Consider the following 24,001-nt stretch of genomic DNA (forward strand, 5'->3'; position numbering starts at 1 on the left):
CATGACTGCCGCTGCCTGGAGCACGCACGCCCTCGACCTCGGATCCCGCACGGTGACCAAGAGGTTCCGGCCCGGCTCCCACGAACAGGGCGAGCGCGAATGGCGGGCGCTCACGCTCCTCGACGCCCATGCGCCCGGACTCGCCCCCGCCCCCCGGCACGCCGATCTCGCGGCCGACGGGCCGACCGTGGTGATGTCCCGGCTGCCCGGCGGACCGCTGCGGGGGCAGCGGCTCGGTGACCGGCAGCTCGACGCCCTGGCGGCGGCGGTGAGCCAGGTGTACGGGGCGGTACCCGCGCACGTACTGGACGAGGTGCCCGTCAGGCCGGGACACCGGCAGTACCTGGCCGGCCGGATCCGCGCCTGGGCGCCCCGGGCCCGGCCACGGGTCGGTCCCGAGGTGGGCCGGGCCATGGACGGCGGGCTGGAATGGCTGGCGGGGGCGGAGCCGGAGAGCACCGGACTGCCGGACGTGCGTGCGGTGTTCGGGCCGGGTGACGGCAATCTCGCCAACTACCTCTGGGACGGCTCCCGGGTGCGGATCGTCGACTTCGAGGAATCCGGCCGCAGCGACCGCCCGCTCGAACTGGCGGAGATCACCGAGCACGTGGCCGCCTGGGTCGATGAGCCGCTGGACGCCGAGGCGTTCCTCGGCCGGTTCGACCTGGACGCCACGGAGCGGCGCCTGCTGCCCGACACCCGCCGGCTGCTGGCGCTCGTGTGGTTGTTCCTGCTCTGCTTCGACGATCCGGATCATCCGCACAACCCGCCGGGGACCGCCGAACGGCAGGCGGCCCGGCTGTCCCGGCTGCTGACCTGAGACGACGCGCGGGGGCCGCCCCGGCGCTCACGCCAGGAACGCCGCCACGGCCTTGGTGAACCGGTCCGCGTCGTCGACCCACGGATAGTGCCCCGCCCCCTCCTGCACGACGAGCGCCGCGTCGGGGAACAGCCCGGCGAAGGCGGCCGTGGAGCGGGGCGGGCTGTTCAGGTCGAACTCCCCGGCCAGCAGCAGGACGGGCGCCGCGAACACGGCCAGCGCCGCGCGGGTGGCCGTCGGGTCGAAGGCACCCTCGGCCCCGAAGCGGGCGACGGCCTCCGGGTTGTCCGGCCGGCTCGCCGCGTGATGGGCGCGTGCCGCGTCGTCCCACCGACCGTAGAAGAAGGGGTCGACGGCCGCCCAGTCCGTGCCCGTCCCCCGGGTGATCGCCTCCAGCGCGGCGAACGCCCCCGGGAACCACGGCTCGTCGCTCCGCAGCCGGGCGCGCTCGCGTCGCTCCTCGCCCGTGATGTCGATGCCGACCGCCCGGGCGCCGGGGGTGATGAGGGCGAGCCGGCCGACGCGCGACGGATGGCGGGCCGCGTACTGCACCGCGATGTCCGCACCCGCCGAATGACCGAGCAGGTCCGTACGGGCGAGGCCGAGATGGCGGCGGAGTGCCTCGACGTCGTCGACGAGGCGGTCGCAGCGGTAGGTGGAGGCGTCCTCGGGGACCGCCGACCGGCCGGTGCCGCGCAGATCCGGAACGATCAGCCGACGGTGGGCGGACAGGCCGCCGAGATCGCCCAGGTAGCGGGAGTCCGCGGGGCCTCCCGGGATGCAGAGGACAGGTTCGCCCTCTCCGTACGTGCGATAGGCGAGCCGGGTGCCGTCGGATGCGCTGAGGGTGGCCATACGGGCGATCCTGCCACTCCATAACCAGGTTATACAACTCGGTTATGGACTGCGTCGGCCGCGGTATATAACTGAGGTGTGGCAGCCGGAGAGAACGCCGAGAAGAGCCAGCGCGACGCGGGGACACCGCCCCTCGCGGCACTGACCGAGGAGCAGGCCGGGCGGATGCTCGCCGGGATGAACGACGTCATCCGGGCCGGCGAGGAGATGCGCCGGCTCCGCGCCGAGATGATCAAGGTTTTCATCGGTTTCGGCTGGACCCAGGACCGCATCGCCCGGCTCACCGGGATGAGCCAGCCGGCCGTGTCCAAGCAGGTCACGAAGTACCGGGAGGCCGATCCCGCTCCCCCGATGGACCTCTCCCTCGACCAGCACGACGCGCCCTGGCTCGAAGGCCGCCTGTGGGGCCTGGCCGAAGACCTCTCGGAGACGTACGCCGGCACCGCCCGCTGCACCCGCTGCGTCGGCGCCCTCGCCCGGGGGAAGAAGCGCTTCACGCCCGGGAACGTCGACGAGCTGCGCCGGCTCGTCGAGGAGGACCTGCGCCTGCACGCCGCCGAACTGCCCGACGGCCACCGGAGGGCGTACGACGAGATCAGCCGCGGTCTCGACGTACGGTCCGGGACGACCGCCGCCCCGGCAGGCCCGGCCTCCGTGCGACGCACCCTCGCCCACCGGATCCAGCGCGACCGGCTGAGGGACGGGGCCCCCTGAGCCTCAGGTGCTGCGGGCGCGCACGGCGAGGCTCGCCGCCAGGACGCTGGGCACGAGCAGCAGGCCGAAGGCGGCGGCGTACCCCGGCAGATCGGCGGAGCCGAAGCCCAGGAAGAGGTTGAACACGGCGGAGGCCACGCCCATCACCGCCATCTGACCCAGGTTCTGACTGGTCTGCATCGCGCTGCTGGCGTAGCCCTGCCGGCCCGGCGGGCTGTGCGTGAGCGAGAGCAGGGTGAGCGAAGGGGCGGCCATGCCCATACCGACGGCCGCGAGGACCATGGCCCCGGCGGCGGTCAGTGCGGGCAGCGCGGGCAGCGTCCCCACCGCGGCGACCGCCACCGCCACCCCCATCACCAGGGCACCCGCCGTGACCAGCCCATGGCGGGAGACCCGCCCCTGGAGGCGGCCCTGCAGCCAGGAGGAACCCGCCCAGGCGATGGCGGCTCCCGTGAAGGCCAGCCCGGTCTGTACGGGCGGCACCCGCCGGGCGGTGGTCAGCAGCAGAGGCACGAAGGCCTCCAGGGTGAAGTACGCCCCCGAGGTCAGACCGCGCAGCAGCACGGCGGCCGGCAGTCCGTGCGCGGCACGCCAGGTACCCGGCGGCAGCAGCCTCGGTACGAACACCACCAGCAGGGCGAGACCCGCCGCCCCGCACAGCAGATGGCGCAGGTCCCGGCCCGAGACGGCGTACTGCCCCAGCGCCGCGCCGACGCTCACCGCCGCCGCGACGGTCAACGCGGGCCGCGGCGTCCTCTCCGCCGCCGTACCGGGCTCGCGCAGGCTCGCAGCCGACGCAGACGTACCGGGTTCGAGCGCACTCGCCGCCGACGCAGACGTACCGGGTTCGAGCGCACTCGCCGCCACCCCGGGTTCGGGCACGTCCTCCGCCGGCCGGCCGGGCCCCGGCCTCTTCGGGGGAGCCTGCCAGGAGGGGCTGCGCAGCATGACGACCACGACCAGCGACGGGATCACGGTCAGGGCGGCCAGGCCGAAGAACACGACGCGCCAGGACCACCAGTCCGCCACGAGCCCCGCCAGCGGCGGGCCGGTCAGCGACGGGATGATCCAGCAGGTGCTCATCAACGCCAGGGCCTTCGCCCGCAGCCGGTCCGGATAGGCGTGCGCGATGGCCGTGTTGATCGCCACCGCGATCATCCCGGCCGCCACCCCGTCCAGGAAGCGGCCGACCGCCAGTTGCCAGATGGAGGTGCTGGTGGCCGACACGACCAGGGTGACCACGGCGAGCACCACACCCGCCGCCAGCGGGCGTCCGGCCCCGGCGCGGTCCGCCCAGTCACCGCCCAGCACACCGCCGAACAGGCTCGCGGCCACGAAGCAGCCCGCCACCAGCGGGTAGAGCGGCACCCCGTCCAGATCGCGGGCGGCCACCGGCAGCATGGGCACGACGGCGAGCGCGGCGAAGCCGGTCAGGAACATCACCGCGGCGAAGCTGAACGTGGCGGCGGCGTACTGCCGCGAGAACAGCCGCTCCTCGACGGCCGCCGGCCGGGCCGGTGCCTGGCCGGTCATCGCCGCCCACCCGCTGCCGGCCCGTCATCTCCCCGGCCGCTGCGCGCACATGGGGCGGTCGCGGTGTCATGGCGGGCAGGGGCGTACCCGTGGACGAGCGCTTTCGGATCATGGGTCACGGGCGCCCAAACTAGGCGGCCCGCAGAACTGTCCGCCACTGGATTTCGTGCCGCCCCGCCTCCGCGGCCGTACCCTCGGCCGCATGGATGAGCTGCTGTCGTTCCTGGTGTTCGCCGGCGCCCTCGCGGCGGTCCTGGGCTCCTTCGCCTGGCTGGCCGCACGGGTCCGCAGGCGTGGTCTGGCCGGTTCGGCGATGCGGGCGGCGATGGCGTCGTACGACGAGGCGTTCCGGGTGACGGCCCACGACTCGTACTACGAGATCCAGGCGCAGGTAGAACGGCAGGCCCCGATGGCCTCCCCCGACGATCCGTGGCGGCCGGCGCGCGACCGTCCGGCCGGTGGGCCGGGGGCGGGAAGCTCGCGGACGCGCGGGCCCCGGCGCCCCCTGCGCGGCCTTCGCCGGTGGTGGGGGCGCGGGCGCTGACCCGCCGCCGGGCTGCCCCTTCCCGTGGCCACGGGAAGGGGTACGTCTACTTACGGACGATCCGCCAGAGATCTAATTGTTACGCTGGCAGACATGACCGCCATGGCACCCACCCGCACCGCACCGGACCTCTCCTACCTCCTGGACCACACCAGCCACGTACTGCGGACCCAGATGTCGGCAGCGCTCGCCGAGATCGGGCTGACCGCCCGCATGCACTGCGTACTGGTCCACGCCCTGGAGGAGGAGCGCACCCAGATCCAGCTCGCCGAGATCGGCGACATGGACAAGACCACGATGGTGGTGACGGTGGACGCCCTGGAGAGCGCGGGCCTCGCCGAGCGCCGGCCCTCCAGCCGGGACCGGCGGGCGCGGATCATCGCGGTCACCGAGAAGGGCGCCGCACTCGCCGCGCAGAGCCAGGAGATCGTCGACCGGGTGCACAAGGAGGCCCTGAGCAGCCTCCCCCGTACCGACCGGGAGACCCTCCTGCGCGCCCTGAACCAGCTGGTCGGCGAGCACTTGGCCACCCCGGCCGAGAACCCGCGCCCGGTGCGGCGGGCCCGGCAGAGCCACAAATAGGCACCACAGCGCCCACCCCGGGACCACGACGCCCGGCACCCGGCACCCGGCACCCGGCACCCGGCACCCGACCATCTAGGCCACGACACCCACCACCGGACCGCATCCCGCCACGCCCACCACCACCCCCACCGGACTGCGGGATCCACGAAAAATAGAACCGAAAGAAATAGTCCGCAACAAAACCATCTGCTACGTTCTCTCTTGTCGAATCCACCGACAGGAGAGACCGATGTCTGCCACCGCACCCACCGCCCCGGCCCGCACCCCGGCCCCCGCCCTCACCCGCTCGCGCCACCTCGCCCTCGGCGTGATCGCCACCGGTCTGCTGATGACCGTGCTCGACGGCTCGATCGTGACGGTGGCGATGCCCACCATCCAGAACGACCTCGGGTTCACACCCGCCGGCCTCAGCTGGGTCGTCAACGCCTACCTGATCGCCTTCGGCGGTCTGCTGCTGCTCTCGGGCCGCCTCGGCGACCTCATCGGCCGCAAGCGGATGTTCCTGGCCGGCACCACGGTCTTCACCGCCGCGTCCGTGCTCGCCGGGACGGCCGGCTCCCCCGCCCTCCTCGTCGCCGCCCGCTTCCTCCAGGGAGCCGGCAGCGCCATGGCCTCCGCGGTCGGCCTCGGCATCCTCGTCACCCTCTTCACCGAGAGCCGCGAACGGGCGCGGGCCATCGCCGTGTTCAGCTTCACCGGCGCAGCAGGGGCCTCGATCGGCCAGGTGCTCGGCGGTGTCCTCACCGACGCGCTCGGCTGGCACTGGATCTTCTTCATCAACCTGCCGATCGGCGTCGCGGTACTCCTCGTCGCGCTGCGCGTCCTGCCCGCCGACCGCGGGCCCGGTCTCGCGGCCGGGGCCGACGCGATCGGGGCGCTCCTGGTCACCGGAGGCGTGATGCTGGGCATCTACTCCGTCGTCGAGGTCGAGTCGTACGGCTGGCTCTCGGCGCACACGATCGGGCTCGGCGCCCTCGCACTGACCCTGCTCGCCCTGTTCGTCGTACGCCAGGCCACGGCCACGGCACCGCTCCTTCCCCTGCGGATCCTCGCGTCCCGGAGCGTCGCGGGCGCCAACCTGGTCCAGATCCTCATGGTGGCCGCGCTGTTCTCGTTCCAGATCCTGGTCGCGCTGTATCTGCAGCGGGTACTCGGTTACGGCGCCACCGCCACCGGGCTCGCCATGCTGCCCGCGGCCGCGGTCATCGGTGCGGTGTCGCTCGGGATCTCGGCCCGGCTGAGCGCACGGTTCGGCGACCGCAAGGTCCTGCTCCTGGGGCTGCTCCTGCTGATCGGCGTCCTCGGCCTCCTGACCCGGCTCCCCGTCCACGCGCACTACGCCACCGATCTGCTCCCGGTGATGTTCCTCGCCGCCGGATTCGGCCTCGCGCTGCCGGCCCTGACCGCGCTCGGCATGTCGGGAGCGGGCGAGGAGGACGCCGGACTCGCCTCCGGCCTGTTCAACACCACCCAGCAGATCGGCATGGCCATGGGCGTCGCCGTCCTCTCCACGCTGGCGGCCTCCCGTACGGACACCCTGCTCGCCGGAGGCGGCAGCCGGGCCGAGGCACTGACCGGCGGCTACCACCTGGCCTTCGCCGTCGGCGCCGGCCTGCTCGCCACCGCCTTCCTCGTCGCGCTCACGGTGCTCAGGCGGCCGGACCGCGCGACCGCCGCCGCGCACTCCGCCTGACACACCCCGCCACCAGCCGAAGGAAGCCGCCATGCCCACACGCCCCGCCGCCCCTGCCGAGAGCGAACCGCAACACGGCACGGGCCGCCCCCGCCCCCACACCGAAACCCCAACCGGGACCCGCCCCGAGCCCGAGCCCGGGAGCGGCCCCGGCGCCGGCCCCGCCCCGCGCACGCTCACCGAAGCGGAACTGTCCCGGCTGCTCGGCGCGCAGCAGTTCGGCGTCCTCGCGAGCGTGCGGAGCACCGGGCACCCCCACCTGACGACGGTGCTCTACTCCTGGGACGCGAAGGAGCGCACGGTGCGCGTGTCCAGCACCGCCGACCGCCTCAAGCCGCGTCAGCTGCACACCGATCCACATGCGGCACTGCACGTCAACGGCCCGGACGTGTTCTCGTTCGCGGTCGCCGAGGGTGTGGCGGAGGTGTCCGATCCGGCCGCCGTGCCCGGTGACGCGGTCAGCCGCGAACTCCTTTCCCTGACGCCCGGATTCGAGGACCCGGCCGAAGAGGCGGCCTTCCTGTCCCAGGTGGTCGCGGACCGGCGCGTGGTGATCCGGATCCGGGTCTCCCGGCTGTACGGAACGGCGCTGGACGTCCCGGCCGCGGACTGAACGCGGGCGGCGGGGTGACACCGGGGTCATGTGCGCGCCATGCGGAAGCTCTAGGATCCGGCCCATGGCTATCGACCCCGGCTACACCTGCTCCCGCTGCGGCGAACACCACACGGAACTCCCGATGGGGTACTCGACCATGGCGCCCGACGTCTGGGACGCGAGCCTGGAGAGCGACCCCGACAGCATGCTCTCGACGGACCAGTGCATCGTCAGGCACGAGCACTACTTCATCAAGGGCCTGATCGAGATACCCGTGGCCGGCAGCCGGGAGCCGTTCTCCTGGGGTGTCTGGGTGTCCTTGAGCCGGGAGAACTTCGGCCGCGCCCTCGATGTGTGGGAGACCCCGGGCCGGGAGTCCGAGAAGCCGTACTTCGGCTGGCTCAGCACCGAGTTGGGGCTCTACTCCCCCCGCACGACCAACCTCAAGACCAATGCGCACACCCGCCCGATCGGCCGGCGCCCGCTCATCGAGCTGGAGCCCAACGATCACCCGCTGGCCGTGGAGCAGCGCACGGGCATCACGCTCGACCGGGTCCGGGAGATCGCCGCGGCGGTGCAGCACGCGGACGAGGTCCGGTAGGGGCCCGTACCGGAGGCCCTCAGCCCTCCAGCCCCGACCGCAGTTGTACGAAACCCTGCTCGGCCGCCTCGACCGCTTCCGCGTACACCTGGTCCGCGCTCCGGCCCTCGCTGATCCGCCGCCAGTTCTCCAGGGACAGGATGCGCAGGACCGCGATGATCTGGCCCGCGGCCAGCCGGTCCGTCACCCCGTCTCCCAGGACGCGGGCGAGAGCCGCCTCGGAGCGGCCCTGGTAGGCGTAGAGCCGGGCCACCAGGGACGGCGTCCCGTACAGCAGCCGGTGGAACGCCAGCACCTGCGGCACGTCGCAGAGGCCCGTGACCGGGTCGCGCCGCTCCAGACCGTCGAGGTAGTGGCGCCGCAGCGCGTCCAGCGGGGACTCGTCGTCCGCACGGCCGGCCACCACCCGCGCGGACTCGTCCTCGTGATCGGCGAACCGGTGGAGGGCCAGGTCCTCCTTGGCGGGGAAGTAGCGGAACAGCGTCGGCTTGGAGATGTCCGCGGCGGCCGCGATCTCCGCCACCGAGACCTTGTCGAAGCCGCGCTCCAGGAACAGCGAGATCGCAGCGTCGGAGACCGCCTGATACGTCAGCTGCTTCTTCCGCTCCCGCAGACTCATGGGCGTACCGGGGGAGGCCGGCGCGGCCGCGTCCCCACCCGCCGCCGCGTCCGCCGCGTCGGCTGCCGTACGGGGGCCGGGCTTCTCTCCGCTCATGACCATGAAGCGTACGCCCTTGACCTCAACCGAACTTGACGTCAGCCGCCGTTCGGCCCCGCCCCGGAAGCCTCCGCTCCGCTCCCCTGCGTCCGGGTGCGGATCAGCACGTCGACCCCGTCCAGCACCCGTGCGAGACCGAACCTGAACTCGTGGTCGAACTCGTCCGGCACCCGCATCGCACCGGCCGCCATCAAGCGGCTGAGCGCGGGATGCCGCACCGGGTCCACCAGCCGGTTCACCGTGCGGGCGTACCCCTCCACGACCTCCTCGACCGGCACGCCGCGGGACGCGACCGCGGCACGGAGATCGCCCATCAACAGCGCCTCGTTCCGCACGAAACCACTGACCAGAAGGATGACGGACATCTCCTCGCCCGCGTTCAGCCCGGCGCCCGCGAGCGCTTGGAGGCCCTGCTCCCACCAGGCGACCGAGTGCGGACTGGCGGGCGGACCCGCGACGGGTATGCGGAGCATCCACAGGTTGGCGTGGAAGACGCGGCGCTGCGCCCAGGCCCAGCGCGAGAGCGCCTCCCGCCAGTCGGCGTTGCCCTCCGCGGGCAGCGGGGGCGGCGGGCCCATGGCCGCCTCCTGCATGAGGACGTAGAGCTCGTCCTTGGCGGCCACGTACCGGTAGAGCGACATCGTGGAGGCGCCTAGGTCCTTCGCGACCCGGCCCATCGACACCGCACCGAGCCCCTCGGACGCCGCCACCGCCACCGCGGCGCCCACGATCCGCTCCAGACTCAGCCCGGGGCGGGGCCCCTTGACGGGCCGCGCCCGCAACCCCCACGCGGCCTCGATACTGGCCGGCAGGCCCGTACCGCCCGGCAAACCGTTCCCCTGCGTCACCAGCACCCCGCCCTTCCTCGGCGGTCATTCTAGTTATGCGTACCTCTTACGCACTCACGCGTATGGCCCGCACGGAGGGGAGCGTCACGCCGTCGGCGCCACGACCGGGGCCCACGCCGCTCAGGCCGCAGCCGCGGCGGCGGTGACGGTACGACGGCGGACGCCGAGCCAACACATGTAGGCGGCGCTCACCTCACGCACGCTCGGCAGGACCGTCAGCCCCAGGGGCGCTTGCGCCGCGCCGAGCACCTCCGCGATCCGCCGGGCCACCCGAGGCAACTGCCGCAGGTCGGCACGGCCGTCCGACCGCCGCAGGTCGAGCGCGGCCCGGATCACATCCGTGTACACGGACTGCGCCCGCTTGTAGGCGAGCAGCACCGGAAGATCCGCTTCCCAGCCCGCGACGCCCTCGGGACACCGCTCCCCTACCGCCCGCCGCCAGAGCCGGCAGATCCGGCCCTCCTCCTGGGCCGAGTACCGCATCAGATGGAGATGCGTGGCCAGGTCGTAGAGCGGGTCACCGATCATGGCCAGTTCCCAGTCGATGGTCCAGAGATCCCCGGCGGCATCGACGATGAAGTTACGCCGGTGCAGATCACCGTGCAGGAGCGAGAAGGGGCGTGCGGTGAGCGTCTCGGCCTGGCGCGCGAGACCGTCCAGGGCCCCTTCCCTCACCCCCAGATCGTCGAACAGCGCGCGATAGGGCGCTCCCTGCTCCCGATACACCCGCTCCTCGGTGAAGCGCAGCAGCTGATGGAGGAATCCCGAGGAATCCCCGTCGACGAGGCGTTCCGCGCCGTCACAGAGCCACTGCGTGCCGAATTCGTCGAAGTCGTCGAAGTCGTCGATGCGCAACGCCGCCAGTTCGGCGAACAGAGCACCGAGTTGCGCCCGGTGCCGCACGGAAAGGGCCTTACTCGTCAGGACACCGTGCCCAAGCGTGCGCCCCTCGATGAAGCGCTGCACCAGCAGCCCTCGGTCGACCTCGATGATCTCTGGTATGCGGGTCACTCGTCCGTGCAGCTGACGGAGCAGGTCGTCCTCCGACGCGAAGCAGCGCCGGTCGAACCAGAGCAGCCCCCTGCGGGGCTCCCGTAGTTTGACGCGGACGCCGCTGTCGGGCAGCGGCACGACATACGTCTCGTGGTGGTACCCCTTCAGCGGTCCTTCGACCGACTCCGGGCCATTCGCAGCCTCGTGTGCCACCGACGTCGCTCCCCGATGTCCGGCTCCAGGGCCGCGGCGAAGTCGCGCGATCCGTCATTCAGCAGGCCCGTACTGCTGCCAGTACGAGTCGAACCAGATCTGCGACGACGAGACGAACATCGAGCCCTGCGCCTGCTCGTCCTCGGACTTCTCGTAGTGGAAGAGCGTCGACTGCAGCCCCAGCACGTCCAGGGCATCGACCTCGTCACCGTCCGCCAGCGTCATGGTGCGACGCTCCAGAACGTACAGACCGTGCAGCGCGGACGTCCGGTTGAAGAGGTAGAGCTTATGGGTGGGGGTGATCGGCACCCGCCCCACGAGCACCTTGGCCGCCGGTACGTACCCGTCGCGTCGCAGCCCGTCGAGCCGGTCCCGCAGTTGGCCCAGATGGGCATCCACCATGGCGGACCAGCGTTCGTAGGGACGCAGATCATCAGGAGCCCCGGCGGCCGAGGGGAACGCCGGGCGGGGTGTCCGGCTCGGCAGCAACAACCGCACCGTAACGCTCTGCGGGCTCACCTCTCCGCTCATCACGCGGATCGCCTGGGCCTTGATTCCCTCGGCCAGCGATTCGGTGGTCAGGCAGTAGGCGTCGAGCGTCACATGCTCGCTCTCGAACGCCTCGGCCAGCAGCAGTCCGAAACCGACCGGCCCCGGGGCACCTGCCGCTCGGGGCGCACTCGTATGGAGCCGACGGGTCCGGATGACGCGCGAGCCTCCGCCCTGACGCGTCTCGACCCAGTTCTCGTTCCTCAGAACGATCATGGCCCGCTGGACGGTGTCGCGGGAGACCCCGAACTCCGCCTTGAGTTCTTGCTGCGTAGGCAGCAGTTGCCCCACGCCGTAGACGCCCCTGTCGATCCGGGACCGTAGTTCGTCCGCGATGTGCCGAGCCGTGTGGGTGGCCCCTCTCGAAGGGCCACCCGCCTGGGTGTCTGATCGGTCGGTAGCCATGCAGCAACCCTACAACTTGACCGGCCAACGAGCATCAAAATCAGCCAAGTTGACAAATTTGACTGCCGATCAAGCAGTCATTTCTGGCTTACTGTCAAACACGCACTCAGCCAGTCAAGTTGGACTGCCAAAGGGGCGGGCAGGGCATCTCATCACGGAACTCCGAGGTGATCATGGACGGCCGGACATCACTTCGTCGCCAGCGCATCGGTGACGACATCGAGCGACTCCACGACGAGGTGCGCACCGGACTCCCGCAGAGCCCTGAGCTTCCGGTCGTTGCGCGCATACCCGAGAAACGGAACACCGGCGGCCCGGGCGGCGTGCACATCGGCCGGGGAGTCCCCGAGGAACAGCGCATCGCGTGGGGCCACCCCCAGGGAGACGAGCGCACGTCGCACGGAATCGGGATGCGGCTTGAGGAGATCCGGATCCCGGGTACGCCCGTGGACAGCCGCGAAGCTGCCCCGGAGGCCATGCACGGCAAGGTACCTCTCCACGCAGAGAGCCGAGTTGTTGGTCACCACGGCGAGCTCGTACCTCTCACGACGCAGCACCCCGATCAGCTCGCCGGCCCCTCGCGTCGGTGGCGCGACCTCCACGGCACGCGTCTCCAGCCGCGTGAGATATCGGTGCATCGCCTCCAGGAGGTGCTCACCGAGGCCGGCGGCGGAACAGGACCTCAACACGGCCAGCGGATCGTTCCGCGAGCCGCCCAGCAGGCTGTCGGGTACGCCGACCATGCGGGCGAACCGGCGCAGCTCGTGGGTCACGCCCGCAGCCGGCCGGCCGCCGTACACCGCGCAGACCGGCCCGTCGAAGTCGAAGAGCACACAGCTGACCGCGCCCAGAACAGGCCTGACGTCGGACGCGGAACCGGAACCGAAGGCAACAGCCACCCGGGCACACTATCCCGCCCCCGCACCGATACCGGAGGCCACTCATGAGCCGCTTCGCCCATGCCCTCACCCTTCTCGGACTCGGACTCACGCAGCTCACGCCGTGGCAGCTCGGCCTCCCGGGATTCCTCGGCCCGGCTCTGATCGCCATCGGCATCAGGTGCCGGAACCACAGCTGCGTCTGCGCCGGAGCACTCGTCCTCGTCGCCCTCCTGATCCCGCCCGGCACGTGAGCCGGCGCAGGTCCGCCCGCCCCTCCTGACTTACCGAGAAAGGACTGTCATGCCACTCCTCACGTCACTCCTCACCATCGGTGCCGAGACTCTGACAGAGAACGCCCTCGGCACCCTGGGGACCATCGGGCTCGTTCTGCTCACCGCGGGGCTGAAGGCCCGCAACACCGCACTCGGAGTCGTCGGCGCGGCGATTCTCGCGCTGCTGCTCGCCTGACGGCTCAGGCCTCCGGGACCAGCGGAGTCGCGACGGTGTCCCACAGGGCCTGGAACCACCGTGCGGACTGCTCCACGAACTGCTGGTCCCGCACACCGGCGGAACTCTCGAAGCTGAAGAGTGCCGAGTGAAGGCCCAGAGCATCGAAGATCTCCACGGGCCGGTCCTCGATCAGTTCCTCGCGCACCTGCACGGTGTAGTAGGCGAACAACGCCTCGCGGCCGTTCAGCATGTACAGCTTCACCGGAGGCGTGAAGGGCAGCTCCCGCAGGGCCACGTCGACGCTGATCCCATGAGTGCGCAGCGATTGGAGGTTCGCCCTCAGCACCTGGGCGAAAGCGTCGCGCATCTGCAGCCAGCGGTCGTGCACCACGTCGTCCTCGCCCTGCGGCTGCGTACGGCGCGGGAAGGCCAACTCGATGTCGTTCCCGGGAAGCAGCACCCGCACCTGCACCGAACTCGGCCGGAGGTCCCCCTGCCAGATCCGTCTCAGCGATTCGCCCAGTGCGATGAGCAGCGACTCCGTCGTCAGACAGAGAGCGTCGATGCGTACGTCCTCGTGCTCGAAGGCGCTCAGCAACCTCGGCCCGAGTGCCGCCGGCCGGGATGCCGGCTCCTCCTCCGGCAGGCTCGCCACCCTCGGCGGAGCGCCCCGGGTGACAGCTGTCAGCAGGCCGTCCCCCTGAAGGCGCTGCAACGCCTGCCGGACGACGCTCCGCGCGACCCCGAACTCTCCGGCCAGTACCGCCTGGGTGGGCAGGGAGGCGCCCGGTCGCAGCTCCCCGGTCCGGATTCGCCTCCGCAGCTCCTCCGCCACGTCCTCCGGCGAGGACATACGACCGCCGTTCATCGGCGTGTGCTCAGAAGTCACAACTGAAGGCTACAACTGTCCTTCTTCCCAAGGGGGTTGTTGGAGTGAGGCCGAGCGGACCGCACCGGGATCCGGGAAGAGCGACGGCCCGCACGCCTTCCGGAGGTGAGTCATCTCCGGTGCGGCGACGGCCCGGCGTCTCTCAGCCTTCGACGCGCGTCCTAGAACACATCCGGGCACCAAGCCCGCCGCCCCGCCCGCAGCACCACGTCCGCCCGGACCGCCGCGTCCGGGGTCAGTTCCTCGACGCGGCCCAGCGCCGCGAGCCGCAGGGGCGACTCGTCGCCGAGGTACAGGGCGCCCAACTCCCGTACGTCCATGGCCAGGTCGGCCGAACGTGTCGTCGGGGTGCAGGTGGCGCCGTCCGGCGTGGCGTCCAGGTGGAAGCGGCCGGCGGTGAGGCCCGTCGTGTCGTGGATGTCCAGGACGAGGGAGCCGGGGACCGCATAGGTGCGGGCCTCCAGGGCGCGGACGACGTCGAGGATCCGGACCCACATGAAGTCCGCGTGCGTCACCACCCGGGCCGCGCGCGGGTCCGGGAGGTGGAGGGGGAGCAGGTCGTCGGGCGCGCGGTAGCCGGTACGGACCGTGGCGATCCAGTCGACCGAGCAGAGGAAATGCCACAGCGCCCGCTCCGCCGCCGGGGTCGCCGCGATCAGGCTGCGCACCGTCGCCCGGTTCAGCGGCTGCTTGGCGTCGCCCCAGTGGTCGTCGGCGCGGTAGACGAGCAGGCCGTCGACGCTGCCGTCGGGGCCGCGGTAGACGGCGTAGAACGGCTCGGTCCAGGGGTCGTTGGGGAAGAGCGCCTGACCGGTCATGAGGTCCCACCAGCGCTCGCCGCGGCTCACCACCCCGTGCCGGCTCGCCCGCAGCCGGTCGTGCAGGGCCGGGCCCAGCTTGCGTACGTCCGCGCCGTCCACCAGATCGATCCGGCCGCCGTCCTCGGCGGAGGGGACCCGGCGGTGCGGGTCGAGGCCCGTGCGGGCGACGTCGACCTCCCACTCCGTGGTCCAGGTCGCCGGGCCGAAGCCGTACCGCCCGTAGATCGGGTACTCGGCGGCGATCAGCGTGGCGGCCACATCGCCGCGCTCCTTCGCCGCCACCAGGTCCGTGGCCATCATCCGCGTCAGCAGCCCGCGGCGCCGGTGGGTGGGCGACACCGTGACGTTCGTGACCGCGTCCGTCGGCACCGTCGCACCGCCGACCACCGTCAGCTCCTGCGCGAACGAGCGGAACGTCGCCACGCACCGCCCCTCGTCGAACACCCCCTGCGTGCGCGCCAGATCCAGGAACGGCAACCGCCCCGCCACCTCCTCGTCCGAGGGTGTCGGCGCCCGCAGGAAGCCGGTGTTCAGGGCGCGCAGCCAGTCGTGGAGCTCGGAATCGGTGATGGGGCGGGCGTCGAGGGTGCTCATCCGCCTCACGCTAGGCGGGGGAACCACGGATGTCACCGGCTTTTCCGGCGCCCGGCGGCCCGCCCCGCCCCGCCGGAGCCCCACCCGCCCGGAGCCGCCGGCCCCCGCGCCGCACCCCGGATCAGAACGCCGCCCGGATCTCCCCGACCTCCGCGCTGCCGCCGAGCAGCGGCGCCCGGCCGATCCGCGACACCACCGGGGCGTCGACGCCCAGCAGGCCCAGCGCGCGGGCCAGCACCGGACCGAGCGCCCGGCCCGAGCCGTCGTCGATCTTGAAGGCCAGCGCCCGGCCGTCCGCCAGCGCCACCGCCTGCACCGCCTCCGCGCCCATCTTGGACAACGTGCCCGGCACCTCCCGCATCAGCCAGGTGTCGGGCCGCCGGGTGCCGGCCACGTACTCGGGATGGGCGCGCATCGCGTCCGCCACCCGCCGCTCGGCCGTGCCCTGCTCCGCCGTGACGAACGTACGGAACGCCCGCGCGAGGCCCACCAGCGAGAGCGCCATCAGCGGCGCCCCGCAGCCGTCCGTGCCGACCGCGGCGACCGGCTCGCCCGCCGCCTCCTCGACGACCCGGTGGACCAGCTGCTGGAGCGGGTGCGCCGGGTCGAGGTAGGTGGCCGTGTCCCAGCCGTTGTGCAGGCACACCGCGAGCATCGCCGCGTGCTTGCCGGAGCAGTTCATCGTGATCCGCTCCCGGACATGGCCGGCGGCGAGATACGTCTCCGCCTCCACCGGGTCCAGCGGGAGATCGGGCGGCGTCTGCAGATCGTCGGGCGACAGCCCGTGCTCGGTGAGCATCTTGCGTACGAGATCGAGGTGGAAGCCCTCGCCCGAATGGCTGGCCGCCGCCAGCGCCAGCCGCTCGCCGGACAGCTCCAGACCGGCCCGCAGCACCGCCGCGGCCTGCATCGGCTTGTTGGAGGAACGCGGGAAGACCGGCGCCGTCGGATCGCCCAGGGACAGCTCCACGCTGCCGTCCGCGGCCAGGACGACCAGGGAGCCCCGGTGGTGGCCCTCGACGAAACCGGACCGGACGACCTCGGCCAGTACGGGGAGGACGGGGACCGGGCCGGATATGCCGGACGGGGACGACTGGGCTGCGCTGGAGGTCATGGTGGCCTTCCGGGGACGGGCGGGACCCGCCCCCGGAAGGGTCGCTTCAGGCGAGCAGGTCGTCTACTTGTGCTTCCCCGTCACGGTACCTGCGGGCGATCTCCGCACTGCAATCGTCAGCGGTGCGCTGGAGGCGGTACCGGCGCCGGGAGACCTGCTGCTCGTAGCGGACCAGGCGTCCCATGGCGGTGTGCAGCTCTTCGTCCGTCCGGGCGTCGAGATCGGAGAGTTCGACCTCGGCGAGCGTCTCCGCCGCCAGCTGCCGGTACTCGTCGCTGCGCGGCGTGCTCAGCGTGACGTGCCGTGCGGAGGAGCGGTGCAGCGACGGGGCGTCCGTGAGGATCTCCGGGAGCCGGTCCACGACCGGCGACTCGGGGTCACGCCGCCGGGCCAGCTCGGCGCGCAGGATGTCGATCCGCCCCTGGACGAGCCGCCGCACATAGCTGAGATCGGCCTCGTCGCGCTGCGAGTCCCGCCGCAGGCCGCGCAGTTCCGGCAGTCGCAGAGCGCCCAGATCGGCCGGTGCGGATCCGGCGGTTCCGTCCTCGGAGCCGTGTCCGGTCCGCTGCACGGGTGGGCGCATCGTGCTCGTACTCGTACCGGGCTTGCTGTCGACACCGGGGCGCGCGACCGGCACTGCGCCCGGGGACTGCCCGGTTCCATGCATGCTCATGCTTGTGTCCATCCCCTCGACCGGTGCGTCGGCACACCGCCTCCGTGCATGGTGCCACTCCGAGGGGCCCCGTGGAGTTGCTCTGTACCCGTTCAGCCCAAGATAGGTTGGTCTGTATGCGTGCAGTGGTACAGAGGGTGGATGGTGCGAGCGTCACGGTGGCCGGCCCCGGGGGCGAGGGCGGCGGTCCGGCGGTCGTCGGCGAAATCGTGGGCGAGGGGCTGTGTGTGCTGGTGGGAGTCACCCACGGCGACACCGCGGAGAAGGCGGCCCAGCTCGCCCGCAAGCTCTGGTCGGTTCGTATCCTGGAGGGCGAGAAGTCCTGCTCCGATGTGAATGCACCGCTTCTGGTGATTTCGCAGTTCACTCTCTACGGGGACGCCCGGAAGGGCCGCCGCCCCACGTGGAACGCCGCGGCCCCCGGCGAGATCGCCGAGCCGCTGGTCGACGAGGTCGTGGCACAGCTGCGGGCACTGGGCGCGCAGGTGGAGACGGGCCGGTTCGGAGCGGACATGCGGGTCTCGCTCACGAATCACGGCCCGTTCACCGTCATCGTCGAGGTCTGAGCCGACGGGCCGGGATCCGAGCCGACCCGCCGGGCGGAAGCGGGCCCTACGGCTCGACGACCGTCTCCTGAGATGCGGCCGTGTCCCCGGCCAGCAGCTCCGCGTCGACCGCCACGTTCCGCTTCACCAGGGCCAGGGCGATCGGCCCCAGCTCGTGGTGTCGGGCGGAACTGGTGATGAAGCCGAGCTGGCGGCCCTCGGCCCCGTCCGAGGCGAGCCGCACCGGAGTGCCGTGCCCGGGCAGCAGGACCTCGCTGCCGTCCAGGTGCAGGAAGACCAGCCGCCGCGGCGGCTTGCCGAGGTTCTGCACCCGGGCCACGGTCTCCTGGCCCCGGTAGCAGCCCTTCTGGAGGTGGACGGCGGTGCCGATCCAGCCCAGCTCGTGCGGGATCGTGCGGTGGTCGGTCTCGAACCCGAGCCGCGGGCGGTGGCCCTCGACGCGCAGCGCCTCGTAGGCCAGCACCCCGGCGGCCGGGCCGTGCGCCGCCGCGTACGCCTCCAGGCCCGCGCGGGGCAGGAACAGGTCGCGGCCGTACGGCGTCTCCCGTACGGCGGCACCCTCCGGCACCTCGGCGATCGAACCGGCCGGCAGGTACACGACCGCGAAGTCCTCGGTGCGGTCGGCGACCTCGACCCGGTAGAAGAACTTCATCGACTCCAGATAGGCGATCAGCTCACCCTGGGTACCGGGCTCGACGTGCATCCACACGGTCTCGCCGTCGTCGACGAGATACAGCGCGTGCTCGATGTGCCCGTTCGCCGTGAGGACGAGGGCCTCGGTGGCCTGGTTCGGGGCGAGTTCGCTGACGTGCTGGGTGATCAGGAGGTGCAGCCACGCCAGCCGGTCGCTCCCGGTGACGGTCACGACCCCGCGGTGCGAGAGGTCGACCAGACCGGACCCGTCGGCGAGGGCGCGCTGCTCGCGGAACAGGTCGCCGTAGTGCGCGGCGACGCCTTCGTCGCGACCCTCGGCGGGGACTGCGCCGGGCAGGGACAGCAGGGGGCTCTTCATGCGACCAGCGTACGACCCGGCCGGGGCCGGGGACGCCCGGCCGATCCCGCGAAACCGGGGGGGCCTGCACCAGGTCGGTACAGGACGCGGACCGGGGCCTGCACCACGTCGTCACGGACCGGTGGCTGCACCAGGTCGTTACGGACCGGCCGCCGGCTCCGGAGCCGTACCGGCCGCATCCGCCGCACCTGCCGTCCCGGCCGCCTTCGCCGCGCAGTCCCCGCAGCGGCCGAAGATCGCGAAGTGCTTCATGTCCGTCTCGAAGCCGAACGTGCCGCGCAGTTTCTCGGTGAACTCGGCGACGACGTCGACATCGGCCTCGATGACGTTCGTACAGTCCCGGCAGACCAGATGGATGTGGTGGTGGCGGTCCGCCAGGTGGTACGTCGGAGCGCCGTGGCCCAGGTGGGCGTGGCTGACCAGATCCAGCTCCTCCAGGAGCTCCAGGGTCCGGTACACGGTGGAGATGTTCACGCCGGACGCGGTCCGGCGCACCTCGGACAGGATGTCGTCGGGCGTCGCGTGTTCCAGCGTGTCGACGGCTTCCAGGACAAGCTGCCGCTGCGGCGTCAGCCGGTACCCACGCTGCCGGAGATCGGTCTTCCAGTCGGTGCTCACCACAGGCTCCAGTGTAGGTCCGGGTGCACGCATGGCCATGGGTATCCGCCGGAACCTGCCGTGCGGAAGACCGGCGACAGGCCCTGCGACGGACCTCGTGGCTACTTGAAGAAGGCGATTCCGTCGTCCGGGAGGTCACCGAGGCTCTTCGCCATCGCCGCGACGTCCTCCGGTGTGACGACCTTCTTCAGGTGCGCCGACATGTACGGCCGCAGCTCGACCTCCGGCGTGGACTTCTCGCCCACCCACATGAGGTCGCTCTTCACATAGCCGTAGAGCCGCTTGCCACCGTTGTACGGGCCGGAGGCCGCGGTCCGGGCCACCGCGTCGGTGACCAGGTCGATCTGCGGCTTCTGGTGGCCCAGCTCGCCGTACCAGATCTCGATGACGCCCTGGTCGCGGACCATGACGACCTCGACCTTGCGGTCCTTGTCGATGCGCCAGTACCCGGACTCCGACTCCAGCGGCTTGACCTTGTTGCCCTCGCCGTCCAGCACCCAGGAGTGCGAGGTGTACTCCAGGAAGTCCCGGCCGTCATGGCTGAAGGAGACCTCCTGGCCGAAGTTGCACTTCTCGGCACCGGGGAAGTCGGACACGCCCGCGCCCGCCCAGTTGCCCAGGAGGAAGGCCAGCGGGACGAGGTCCGGGTGAAGGTCGGACGGGATCTCGATCATGAGCGGCTCAGACGATCTGTGAGGCGGGAGGCGGGGACGCCGGGAACGGGAAAGGGATTAGCGCTGACCCTGGTACAGCTTCTTCACGGTCACGCCGGCGAAGGCGAGAACGCCGACGCAGACCAGGACCAGCAGGGCGGAGAAGAATGCCTCAAGCACGGGAGCTCCTTGAACGAGCGGTATGGCGGCAGTACAGGGCCGGGCCCCAGCCTAATGGGTGGGGTCCCGGCCCGCCGGTTCGGGGCGTGCCGCGGGGCGGCTCAGCCCAGCAGCTGGTTCTGCAGGATCAGGGTCTGGTGGAAGGGGATGCGCGGCGTTCCCCCGCCGCCCCTGCGGGACTGGACGACCAGGGCGACCGTGTCACCCGAGACCAGATACCCCTGCCGGACCTGGGCCGCGCCGAAGGGCTTCTGCTCACCGAACACGTACGACGACGTGAGTGTCTTTCGGGTTCAAAATGGGGTCCCCCCACGAGACCTGAGGCGCAGGTTCCGTTACCTGTGCACACCACTGACCCGCCGGTCCCCCACGAGGTTGTGCGGCTGAGGATTACAGTTCGGCATATGCCGAAGAAGCTCGTGATCAAGGTGACCGCAGGTGCCGACTCCGCCGAGCGCTGTTCGCAGGCGTTCACCGTGGCGGCCGTCGCCGTCGCCAGTGGTGTGGAGGTCTCGCTCTGGCTGACCGGGGAGTCCGCCTGGTTCGCGCTGCCGGGGCGCGCCGCCGAGTTCGAACTCCCGCACGCCGCGCCGCTGCCGGATCTGATCGAGTCGATCCAGGTGGGCGGGCAGATCACTCTCTGCACGCAGTGCGCGGCCCGCCGCGACATCACCGAGCAGGACGTCCTGGAGGGCGTGCGGATCGCCGGTGCTCAGGTCTTCGTCAGCGAGATCATGGCCGACGGCGTCCAGGCGCTCGTCTACTGACCGGGCCGGCCCGGTCCCTCACCGACGGCGCTTCTTCCTGCCGTCGAGCTCGTCCCACCACGCGTCGGACTCCGGATCGCCGGTGGGCCCCGTCGGGCCTGTCGGGGCTGTCGGGCCCGTGGACCCCGTGCGTCCCGCGGAGCCGTCCCTGCCGGGCGGCCGGGGCGGGGTCCGGGGTTCAGGGCCCGGGGCGGGCTCGTCCCACCAGCGGTCCTCGGGACCCTTCCGGTTGGCGACCATCGCCGCGACGGGCGGGATGACCATCGCGACCACGCACATCGCGATGGCGGCGGGCATCGACCAGAGCCTCACGAAGGCCCAGGCCGAGACGAAGAGGACGAGGCATCCGCCCATCATCAGGAAGTAGGCGCGCCGGCGACGGCGGTACATGAGTCCAGCGTAGGCCCGATCCGCCCGACCGGCCGGTCCTGGACCGTGCCGGGTTTCCGCCCGGACGGCACGAAGGGCCGTACCCCGTTCACAGGAAGCGTCCAACCCCCTGGGGTACGGCCCTTCGGCCGGTCATCGGCAGAGCCGTGACAGCAGCAGCTAGACGGCGATGGCCACCTCGGAGAGGCCGCCCGTCTGCGCCACGACCGTGCGGTCGGCACTGCCGCCCGGAACCAGGGCGCGCAGCGTCCAGGTGCCCTCGGCCGCGTAGAAGCGGAACTGTCCGGTCGCCGAGGTCGGGACCTCGGCGGTGAACTCGCCGGTCGAGTCCAGCAGGCGGACGTAGCCGGTGACGGGCTCGCCGTCGCGGGTCACGCTGCCCTGGATGGTGGTCTCACCGGGCTTGATGGTCGAAGCGTCGGGGCCGCCGGCCTTTGCTCCACACATGGCGTTCTGTCCTTCTGGTCGGGGGTCGTGCTGGTCCGGGTGGTGCGGAGTTACTTGTTGGCGCCGAGCTCGATCGGCACGCCCACGAGGGAGCCGTACTCGGTCCACGAGCCGTCGTAGTTCTTGACGTTCTCCTGGCCGAGCAGCTGGTGCAGCACGAACCAGGTGAGCGCGGAGCGCTCACCGATGCGGCAGTACGCGATGGTGTCCTTCGACAGGTCGACCTGCTCGTCCTCGTAGAGGGCCTTGAGCTCGTCGTCCGACTTGAAGGTGCCGTCGTCGTTGGCGTTCTTCGACCACGGGATGTTGCGGGCGCTCGGCACGTGGCCGGGGCGCTGCGACTGCTCCTGCGGGAGGTGGGCCGGGGCGAGCAGCTTGCCGCTGAACTCGTCGGGCGAGCGCACGTCGACCAGGTTCTGGGTGCCGATGGCCTTCACGACGTCGTCGCGGTAGGCGCGGATCGACTCGTCCTGCGCCTGGGCCTTGTACTGCGTGGCCGGGCGGGACGGGATCTGGTCGCCGTCGACCAGGTCGCGGGAGTCGAGCTCCCACTTCTTGCGGCCGCCGTCGAGCAGGCGGACGTCCTGGTGGCCGTAGAGCTTGAAGTACCAGAACGCGTAGGACGCGAACCAGTTGTTGTTGCCGCCGTAGAGGACGACCGTGGTGTCGTTGCCGATGCCCTTGCCGGACAGCAGCTCCTCGAAACCGGCCTGGTCGATGAAGTCGCGGCGGACCGGGTCCTGGAGGTCCTTGGTCCAGTCGATCCGGATCGCGTTCTTGATGTGGTTCTTCTCGTACGCGGAGGTGTCCTCGTCGACCTCGACGATGGCGACCTTCGGGTCGTCGATGTGGGCCTCGACCCAGTCAGCGTCTACCAGGACGTCACTGCGGCTCATTGTGTTCTCCTCCGGGGCAGTCTGCGGCGAGATGATGCGAGATGGTGCGTGATGCGGATGTGCCGGGCACGGAGTTCGGCGCGTGCACAGGGGGCATCGGGATGGCCCCGACGAACGATCGGAGGGCCGGGAATGCGGGACGTCGACGTTTCCCGCTCAGACAGTGCGACAGAGCATGGCGGCGACGCGGCACAGGTCCACTGCCCGCCGCTTCGTGAGATCCGCCTGTCCCCGCTGTCGGAGACCGCTAATAGAGCACTGCATGGGACCGATCGTAGGGACGTACGGGCGGACATGTCACCGCTGTGTCGCATATTGAGACACGATCGTCCGCAGTGTGAGACGCGAGCGGAAGGACGAGGCTTTCGGGGCCGCCGCCGGGGGTGCGGGGCCGGTCGGGCATCTGCGGAACGGACTCCGCCGTCTCAATATGTGGGTGACGGACCGGGGTACGGCGACCGAGGGCCCTGTCCCCGAGTCCCCGGCCTCTCAGCCCCTGATTCCCCGGGGCTCTGATTCCCCGGGTCTCCGGCAAAGGGGGACACCGCGCTGCCTACCCCGTCGCGGCGGGTGTTATCCGGCGAGGCGTACGTCGGTGCCCGTCACGGAGATCTCCAGACCCGCGGCGGTCGGCTCGATCCTCTCCAGCTTCAGGCCGTTCGGCAGCTTGCCCACCTCGCGCTCGAAGTCGGTCTTCTCGCGTACGAGCCCTTCGAGGCCGGGGATTCCCTCGCCCGGCACCTTGTCCGCGTGCACCCGGACGGTGTGGCCGTCGACCAGGGTCACGGTGGACAGGACGCTGCGCGAGACCGTCCGGCCGACGACGGGGATGGTGACCGTGCCGGTCACCTTCACCTTGCCGTTGCCGCCGTACTCGACGGCGACGTCCTGCGAGGCCGCCCTGGTCAGGTCCTCGTACGAGATGACGGCCGTGCCGCCGGCACGGGCCGCCGTGGCGCCGGAGAAGCCGTCGGTCAGGCGCACCTGGTGCAGTTCCGCGTCCATCCTGCTGATCCGCAGGGCGCGGCCGCCGGCGGTCGCCTCGATCCCGGTGATCTTCACGTCGACCTCGTCGAGTTCCGATCCGGCGACCTGGGTCAGGAACGGGAACCCCTTGATGGAGACGTCCGTGGACCCGGTCCGCGCCCCGGACACCACCACCCGGTCCGCCGCCTCCGACTCGGCGAAATACACCGCCGCACGGTCCACGGCGATGAACACACCGGCCAGAACCACCACGACGATCAGCAGTATTCGCAGTGCACGCATGCCTGTCCTCCCCCGCGCCCCGTCCATCCGGACCTCCGGCGCCCGTGAGCCTACTGCGGCCGCACGTCACGCCCCGGGTGATCGACGAGCGGAAGCCCCCCATCGGTTCCCCGTG

31 protein-coding genes are annotated in these 24,001 nt (G+C 71.4%); 11 read left to right on the plus strand and 20 right to left on the minus strand.

Translation table 11 applies throughout. The features are described 5' to 3' along the window. The first annotated feature begins 1 nt into the window (after position 1). Positions 2-820 carry a phosphotransferase family protein gene (locus ACGFZA_RS35450; RefSeq protein WP_393684599.1) on the plus strand — a complete coding sequence of 273 codons (819 nt, stop codon included), beginning with the start codon at positions 2-4 and terminating at the stop codon, positions 818-820. Positions 821-847: 27 nt separating this feature from the next. Here the strand turns inward: ACGFZA_RS35450 and ACGFZA_RS35455 are convergent, their stop codons facing one another. After that, complete coding sequence (locus ACGFZA_RS35455; protein ID WP_393684601.1) at positions 848-1,675, minus strand: alpha/beta fold hydrolase; 828 nt, start codon at positions 1,673-1,675, stop codon at positions 848-850. 78 nt (positions 1,676-1,753) lie between these two features. On the opposite strand from ACGFZA_RS35455, the gene ACGFZA_RS35460 reads away from it, so the two are divergent. Next, a complete protein-coding gene (locus ACGFZA_RS35460) occupies positions 1,754-2,389 on the plus strand; it encodes a sigma-70 family RNA polymerase sigma factor (protein ID WP_385285804.1) in 636 nt (211 codons plus the stop codon). 3 nt (positions 2,390-2,392) lie between these two features. Here ACGFZA_RS35460 and ACGFZA_RS35465 read toward each other — a convergent pair whose 3' ends face one another. Beyond that, positions 2,393-3,922: an MFS transporter gene (locus ACGFZA_RS35465; RefSeq protein ID WP_393684604.1), complete on the minus strand. Its 1,530-nt coding sequence runs from the start codon at positions 3,920-3,922 to the stop codon at positions 2,393-2,395. A gap of 202 nt (positions 3,923-4,124) precedes the next feature. On the opposite strand from ACGFZA_RS35465, the gene ACGFZA_RS35470 reads away from it, so the two are divergent. The 5 genes from ACGFZA_RS35470 to ACGFZA_RS35490 all read left to right on the plus strand — a co-directional run bounded on the left by ACGFZA_RS35470 (position 4,125) and on the right by ACGFZA_RS35490 (position 7,940). Further along, the gene (locus ACGFZA_RS35470; protein ID WP_393684606.1) at positions 4,125-4,466 is read left to right on the plus strand and encodes a hypothetical protein; all 342 of its coding nucleotides are present in this window, start codon (positions 4,125-4,127) and stop codon (positions 4,464-4,466) included. A gap of 93 nt (positions 4,467-4,559) precedes the next feature. Next, on the plus strand, positions 4,560-5,048 hold the full coding sequence (locus ACGFZA_RS35475) for a MarR family winged helix-turn-helix transcriptional regulator (RefSeq protein WP_393684608.1): 489 nt from the start codon (positions 4,560-4,562) through the stop codon (positions 5,046-5,048). Between the two features lie 232 nt (positions 5,049-5,280). Continuing rightward, positions 5,281-6,744, plus strand: coding sequence for a DHA2 family efflux MFS transporter permease subunit (locus ACGFZA_RS35480; protein WP_393684610.1), 1,464 nt, complete (start codon positions 5,281-5,283; stop codon positions 6,742-6,744). Between the two features lie 31 nt (positions 6,745-6,775). Next, entirely contained in the window at positions 6,776-7,357 is a 582-nt protein-coding gene (locus ACGFZA_RS35485) for a pyridoxamine 5'-phosphate oxidase family protein (protein ID WP_393684612.1), read from the plus strand. Positions 7,358-7,421: 64 nt separating this feature from the next. Then, complete coding sequence (locus ACGFZA_RS35490) at positions 7,422-7,940, plus strand: DUF2199 domain-containing protein (RefSeq protein ID WP_385285812.1); 519 nt, start codon at positions 7,422-7,424, stop codon at positions 7,938-7,940. A 19-nt stretch (positions 7,941-7,959) separates the two neighbouring features. Here ACGFZA_RS35490 and ACGFZA_RS35495 read toward each other — a convergent pair whose 3' ends face one another. The 5 genes from ACGFZA_RS35495 to ACGFZA_RS35515 form a co-directional block, all read right to left on the minus strand. Then, positions 7,960-8,661 carry a TetR family transcriptional regulator gene (locus ACGFZA_RS35495; protein WP_385285813.1) on the minus strand — a complete coding sequence of 234 codons (702 nt, stop codon included), beginning with the start codon at positions 8,659-8,661 and terminating at the stop codon, positions 7,960-7,962. 35 nt (positions 8,662-8,696) lie between these two features. Next, entirely contained in the window at positions 8,697-9,512 is an 816-nt protein-coding gene (locus tag ACGFZA_RS35500; protein ID WP_393684615.1) for a TetR/AcrR family transcriptional regulator, read from the minus strand. Between the two features lie 114 nt (positions 9,513-9,626). Beyond that, positions 9,627-10,712, minus strand: coding sequence for a phosphotransferase (locus tag ACGFZA_RS35505; protein WP_393684617.1), 1,086 nt, complete (start codon positions 10,710-10,712; stop codon positions 9,627-9,629). A 54-nt stretch (positions 10,713-10,766) separates the two neighbouring features. Next, positions 10,767-11,666 carry a winged helix-turn-helix domain-containing protein gene (locus tag ACGFZA_RS35510; RefSeq protein WP_385285819.1) on the minus strand — a complete coding sequence of 300 codons (900 nt, stop codon included), beginning with the start codon at positions 11,664-11,666 and terminating at the stop codon, positions 10,767-10,769. Between the two features lie 188 nt (positions 11,667-11,854). Continuing rightward, positions 11,855-12,565 carry an HAD family hydrolase gene (locus tag ACGFZA_RS35515; protein ID WP_393684619.1) on the minus strand — a complete coding sequence of 237 codons (711 nt, stop codon included), beginning with the start codon at positions 12,563-12,565 and terminating at the stop codon, positions 11,855-11,857. A 44-nt stretch (positions 12,566-12,609) separates the two neighbouring features. Between ACGFZA_RS35515 and ACGFZA_RS35520 the strand changes: the two genes are divergently transcribed. Beyond that, positions 12,610-12,798, plus strand: coding sequence for a hypothetical protein (locus ACGFZA_RS35520; protein WP_393684621.1), 189 nt, complete (start codon positions 12,610-12,612; stop codon positions 12,796-12,798). 49 nt (positions 12,799-12,847) lie between these two features. Continuing rightward, complete coding sequence (locus tag ACGFZA_RS35525; RefSeq protein WP_385285824.1) at positions 12,848-13,015, plus strand: hypothetical protein; 168 nt, start codon at positions 12,848-12,850, stop codon at positions 13,013-13,015. A gap of 4 nt (positions 13,016-13,019) precedes the next feature. Here the strand turns inward: ACGFZA_RS35525 and ACGFZA_RS35530 are convergent, their stop codons facing one another. From ACGFZA_RS35530 to ACGFZA_RS35545, 4 genes are all read right to left on the minus strand, one after another. Next, entirely contained in the window at positions 13,020-13,886 is an 867-nt protein-coding gene (locus tag ACGFZA_RS35530) for a FadR/GntR family transcriptional regulator (RefSeq protein ID WP_393684624.1), read from the minus strand. A 161-nt stretch (positions 13,887-14,047) separates the two neighbouring features. Beyond that, the gene (locus tag ACGFZA_RS35535; protein WP_393684626.1) at positions 14,048-15,301 is read right to left on the minus strand and encodes a GNAT family N-acetyltransferase; all 1,254 of its coding nucleotides are present in this window, start codon (positions 15,299-15,301) and stop codon (positions 14,048-14,050) included. A gap of 121 nt (positions 15,302-15,422) precedes the next feature. Further along, positions 15,423-16,415: an asparaginase gene (locus tag ACGFZA_RS35540; protein WP_393684628.1), complete on the minus strand. Its 993-nt coding sequence runs from the start codon at positions 16,413-16,415 to the stop codon at positions 15,423-15,425. A 46-nt stretch (positions 16,416-16,461) separates the two neighbouring features. Continuing rightward, complete coding sequence (locus ACGFZA_RS35545) at positions 16,462-17,088, minus strand: ABC transporter substrate-binding protein (RefSeq protein WP_385285829.1); 627 nt, start codon at positions 17,086-17,088, stop codon at positions 16,462-16,464. A 116-nt stretch (positions 17,089-17,204) separates the two neighbouring features. Here ACGFZA_RS35545 and dtd point away from each other — a divergent pair, with 116 nt between their 5' ends. Beyond that, the gene (gene dtd, locus ACGFZA_RS35550; protein WP_393684630.1) at positions 17,205-17,654 is read left to right on the plus strand and encodes a D-aminoacyl-tRNA deacylase; all 450 of its coding nucleotides are present in this window, start codon (positions 17,205-17,207) and stop codon (positions 17,652-17,654) included. A 46-nt stretch (positions 17,655-17,700) separates the two neighbouring features. On the opposite strand, the gene ACGFZA_RS35555 is transcribed toward dtd, so the two are convergent. The 4 genes from ACGFZA_RS35555 to ACGFZA_RS35570 all read right to left on the minus strand — a co-directional run bounded on the left by ACGFZA_RS35555 (position 17,701) and on the right by ACGFZA_RS35570 (position 20,383). Beyond that, positions 17,701-18,666, minus strand: coding sequence for a YgfZ/GcvT domain-containing protein (locus tag ACGFZA_RS35555; RefSeq protein ID WP_385285832.1), 966 nt, complete (start codon positions 18,664-18,666; stop codon positions 17,701-17,703). A gap of 138 nt (positions 18,667-18,804) precedes the next feature. Then, complete coding sequence (locus ACGFZA_RS35560; protein ID WP_385285834.1) at positions 18,805-19,287, minus strand: Fur family transcriptional regulator; 483 nt, start codon at positions 19,285-19,287, stop codon at positions 18,805-18,807. Positions 19,288-19,385: 98 nt separating this feature from the next. Continuing rightward, complete coding sequence (locus ACGFZA_RS35565) at positions 19,386-19,958, minus strand: FABP family protein (RefSeq protein ID WP_385285836.1); 573 nt, start codon at positions 19,956-19,958, stop codon at positions 19,386-19,388. Positions 19,959-20,218: 260 nt separating this feature from the next. Continuing rightward, positions 20,219-20,383, minus strand: coding sequence for a hypothetical protein (locus ACGFZA_RS35570; protein ID WP_393684633.1), 165 nt, complete (start codon positions 20,381-20,383; stop codon positions 20,219-20,221). A 138-nt stretch (positions 20,384-20,521) separates the two neighbouring features. Between ACGFZA_RS35570 and ACGFZA_RS35575 the strand changes: the two genes are divergently transcribed. Beyond that, positions 20,522-20,884, plus strand: coding sequence for a DsrE family protein (locus ACGFZA_RS35575; RefSeq protein WP_385285839.1), 363 nt, complete (start codon positions 20,522-20,524; stop codon positions 20,882-20,884). Positions 20,885-20,902: 18 nt separating this feature from the next. Here ACGFZA_RS35575 and ACGFZA_RS35580 read toward each other — a convergent pair whose 3' ends face one another. The 5 genes from ACGFZA_RS35580 to ACGFZA_RS35600 all read right to left on the minus strand — a co-directional run bounded on the left by ACGFZA_RS35580 (position 20,903) and on the right by ACGFZA_RS35600 (position 23,886). Further along, the gene (locus ACGFZA_RS35580; RefSeq protein ID WP_393684635.1) at positions 20,903-21,274 is read right to left on the minus strand and encodes a DUF3099 domain-containing protein; all 372 of its coding nucleotides are present in this window, start codon (positions 21,272-21,274) and stop codon (positions 20,903-20,905) included. 159 nt (positions 21,275-21,433) lie between these two features. Beyond that, complete coding sequence (locus ACGFZA_RS35585; protein ID WP_018490348.1) at positions 21,434-21,721, minus strand: DUF1416 domain-containing protein; 288 nt, start codon at positions 21,719-21,721, stop codon at positions 21,434-21,436. Positions 21,722-21,771: 50 nt separating this feature from the next. Then, entirely contained in the window at positions 21,772-22,617 is an 846-nt protein-coding gene (locus tag ACGFZA_RS35590; RefSeq protein WP_385285843.1) for a sulfurtransferase, read from the minus strand. Between the two features lie 156 nt (positions 22,618-22,773). Further along, complete coding sequence (locus ACGFZA_RS35595; protein ID WP_351392369.1) at positions 22,774-22,881, minus strand: putative leader peptide; 108 nt, start codon at positions 22,879-22,881, stop codon at positions 22,774-22,776. 309 nt (positions 22,882-23,190) lie between these two features. Then, the gene (locus ACGFZA_RS35600) at positions 23,191-23,886 is read right to left on the minus strand and encodes a DUF2993 domain-containing protein (RefSeq protein ID WP_385285845.1); all 696 of its coding nucleotides are present in this window, start codon (positions 23,884-23,886) and stop codon (positions 23,191-23,193) included. Positions 23,887-24,001: the final 115 nt, after the last annotated feature.

The sequence above is a fragment of the Streptomyces sp. NPDC048211 genome (assembly GCF_043202315.1).
Taxonomy (GTDB): Bacteria; Actinomycetota; Actinomycetes; order Streptomycetales; family Streptomycetaceae; genus Streptomyces.

What these genes read in the sequence shown, in the direction of transcription:
- ACGFZA_RS35475 (WP_393684608.1), top strand. Translation starts at nt 4,560, where the DNA reads ATGACCGCCATGGCACCCACCCGCACCGCACCGGACCTCTCCTACCTC.
- ACGFZA_RS35580 (WP_393684635.1), bottom strand. Translation starts at nt 21,274, where the DNA reads ATGTACCGCCGTCGCCGGCGCGCCTACTTCCTGATGATGGGCGGATGC.
- ACGFZA_RS35480 (WP_393684610.1), top strand. Translation starts at nt 5,281, where the DNA reads ATGTCTGCCACCGCACCCACCGCCCCGGCCCGCACCCCGGCCCCCGCC.
- ACGFZA_RS35535 (WP_393684626.1), bottom strand. Translation starts at nt 15,301, where the DNA reads ATGAGCACCCTCGACGCCCGCCCCATCACCGATTCCGAGCTCCACGAC.
- ACGFZA_RS35525 (WP_385285824.1), top strand. Translation starts at nt 12,848, where the DNA reads ATGCCACTCCTCACGTCACTCCTCACCATCGGTGCCGAGACTCTGACA.
- ACGFZA_RS35575 (WP_385285839.1), top strand. Translation starts at nt 20,522, where the DNA reads ATGCCGAAGAAGCTCGTGATCAAGGTGACCGCAGGTGCCGACTCCGCC.
- dtd (WP_393684630.1), top strand. Translation starts at nt 17,205, where the DNA reads ATGCGTGCAGTGGTACAGAGGGTGGATGGTGCGAGCGTCACGGTGGCC.
- ACGFZA_RS35545 (WP_385285829.1), bottom strand. Translation starts at nt 17,088, where the DNA reads ATGAGCATGCATGGAACCGGGCAGTCCCCGGGCGCAGTGCCGGTCGCG.
- ACGFZA_RS35465 (WP_393684604.1), bottom strand. Translation starts at nt 3,922, where the DNA reads ATGACCGGCCAGGCACCGGCCCGGCCGGCGGCCGTCGAGGAGCGGCTG.
- ACGFZA_RS35510 (WP_385285819.1), bottom strand. Translation starts at nt 11,666, where the DNA reads ATGGCTACCGACCGATCAGACACCCAGGCGGGTGGCCCTTCGAGAGGG.
- ACGFZA_RS35485 (WP_393684612.1), top strand. Translation starts at nt 6,776, where the DNA reads ATGCCCACACGCCCCGCCGCCCCTGCCGAGAGCGAACCGCAACACGGC.
- ACGFZA_RS35520 (WP_393684621.1), top strand. Translation starts at nt 12,610, where the DNA reads ATGAGCCGCTTCGCCCATGCCCTCACCCTTCTCGGACTCGGACTCACG.
- ACGFZA_RS35555 (WP_385285832.1), bottom strand. Translation starts at nt 18,666, where the DNA reads ATGAAGAGCCCCCTGCTGTCCCTGCCCGGCGCAGTCCCCGCCGAGGGT.
- ACGFZA_RS35585 (WP_018490348.1), bottom strand. Translation starts at nt 21,721, where the DNA reads ATGTGTGGAGCAAAGGCCGGCGGCCCCGACGCTTCGACCATCAAGCCC.
- ACGFZA_RS35450 (WP_393684599.1), top strand. Translation starts at nt 2, where the DNA reads ATGACTGCCGCTGCCTGGAGCACGCACGCCCTCGACCTCGGATCCCGC.
- ACGFZA_RS35455 (WP_393684601.1), bottom strand. Translation starts at nt 1,675, where the DNA reads ATGGCCACCCTCAGCGCATCCGACGGCACCCGGCTCGCCTATCGCACG.
- ACGFZA_RS35595 (WP_351392369.1), bottom strand. Translation starts at nt 22,881, where the DNA reads ATGCAGTGCTCTATTAGCGGTCTCCGACAGCGGGGACAGGCGGATCTC.
- ACGFZA_RS35470 (WP_393684606.1), top strand. Translation starts at nt 4,125, where the DNA reads ATGGATGAGCTGCTGTCGTTCCTGGTGTTCGCCGGCGCCCTCGCGGCG.
- ACGFZA_RS35600 (WP_385285845.1), bottom strand. Translation starts at nt 23,886, where the DNA reads ATGCGTGCACTGCGAATACTGCTGATCGTCGTGGTGGTTCTGGCCGGT.
- ACGFZA_RS35495 (WP_385285813.1), bottom strand. Translation starts at nt 8,661, where the DNA reads ATGGTCATGAGCGGAGAGAAGCCCGGCCCCCGTACGGCAGCCGACGCG.
- ACGFZA_RS35540 (WP_393684628.1), bottom strand. Translation starts at nt 16,415, where the DNA reads ATGACCTCCAGCGCAGCCCAGTCGTCCCCGTCCGGCATATCCGGCCCG.
- ACGFZA_RS35490 (WP_385285812.1), top strand. Translation starts at nt 7,422, where the DNA reads ATGGCTATCGACCCCGGCTACACCTGCTCCCGCTGCGGCGAACACCAC.
- ACGFZA_RS35565 (WP_385285836.1), bottom strand. Translation starts at nt 19,958, where the DNA reads ATGATCGAGATCCCGTCCGACCTTCACCCGGACCTCGTCCCGCTGGCC.
- ACGFZA_RS35590 (WP_385285843.1), bottom strand. Translation starts at nt 22,617, where the DNA reads ATGAGCCGCAGTGACGTCCTGGTAGACGCTGACTGGGTCGAGGCCCAC.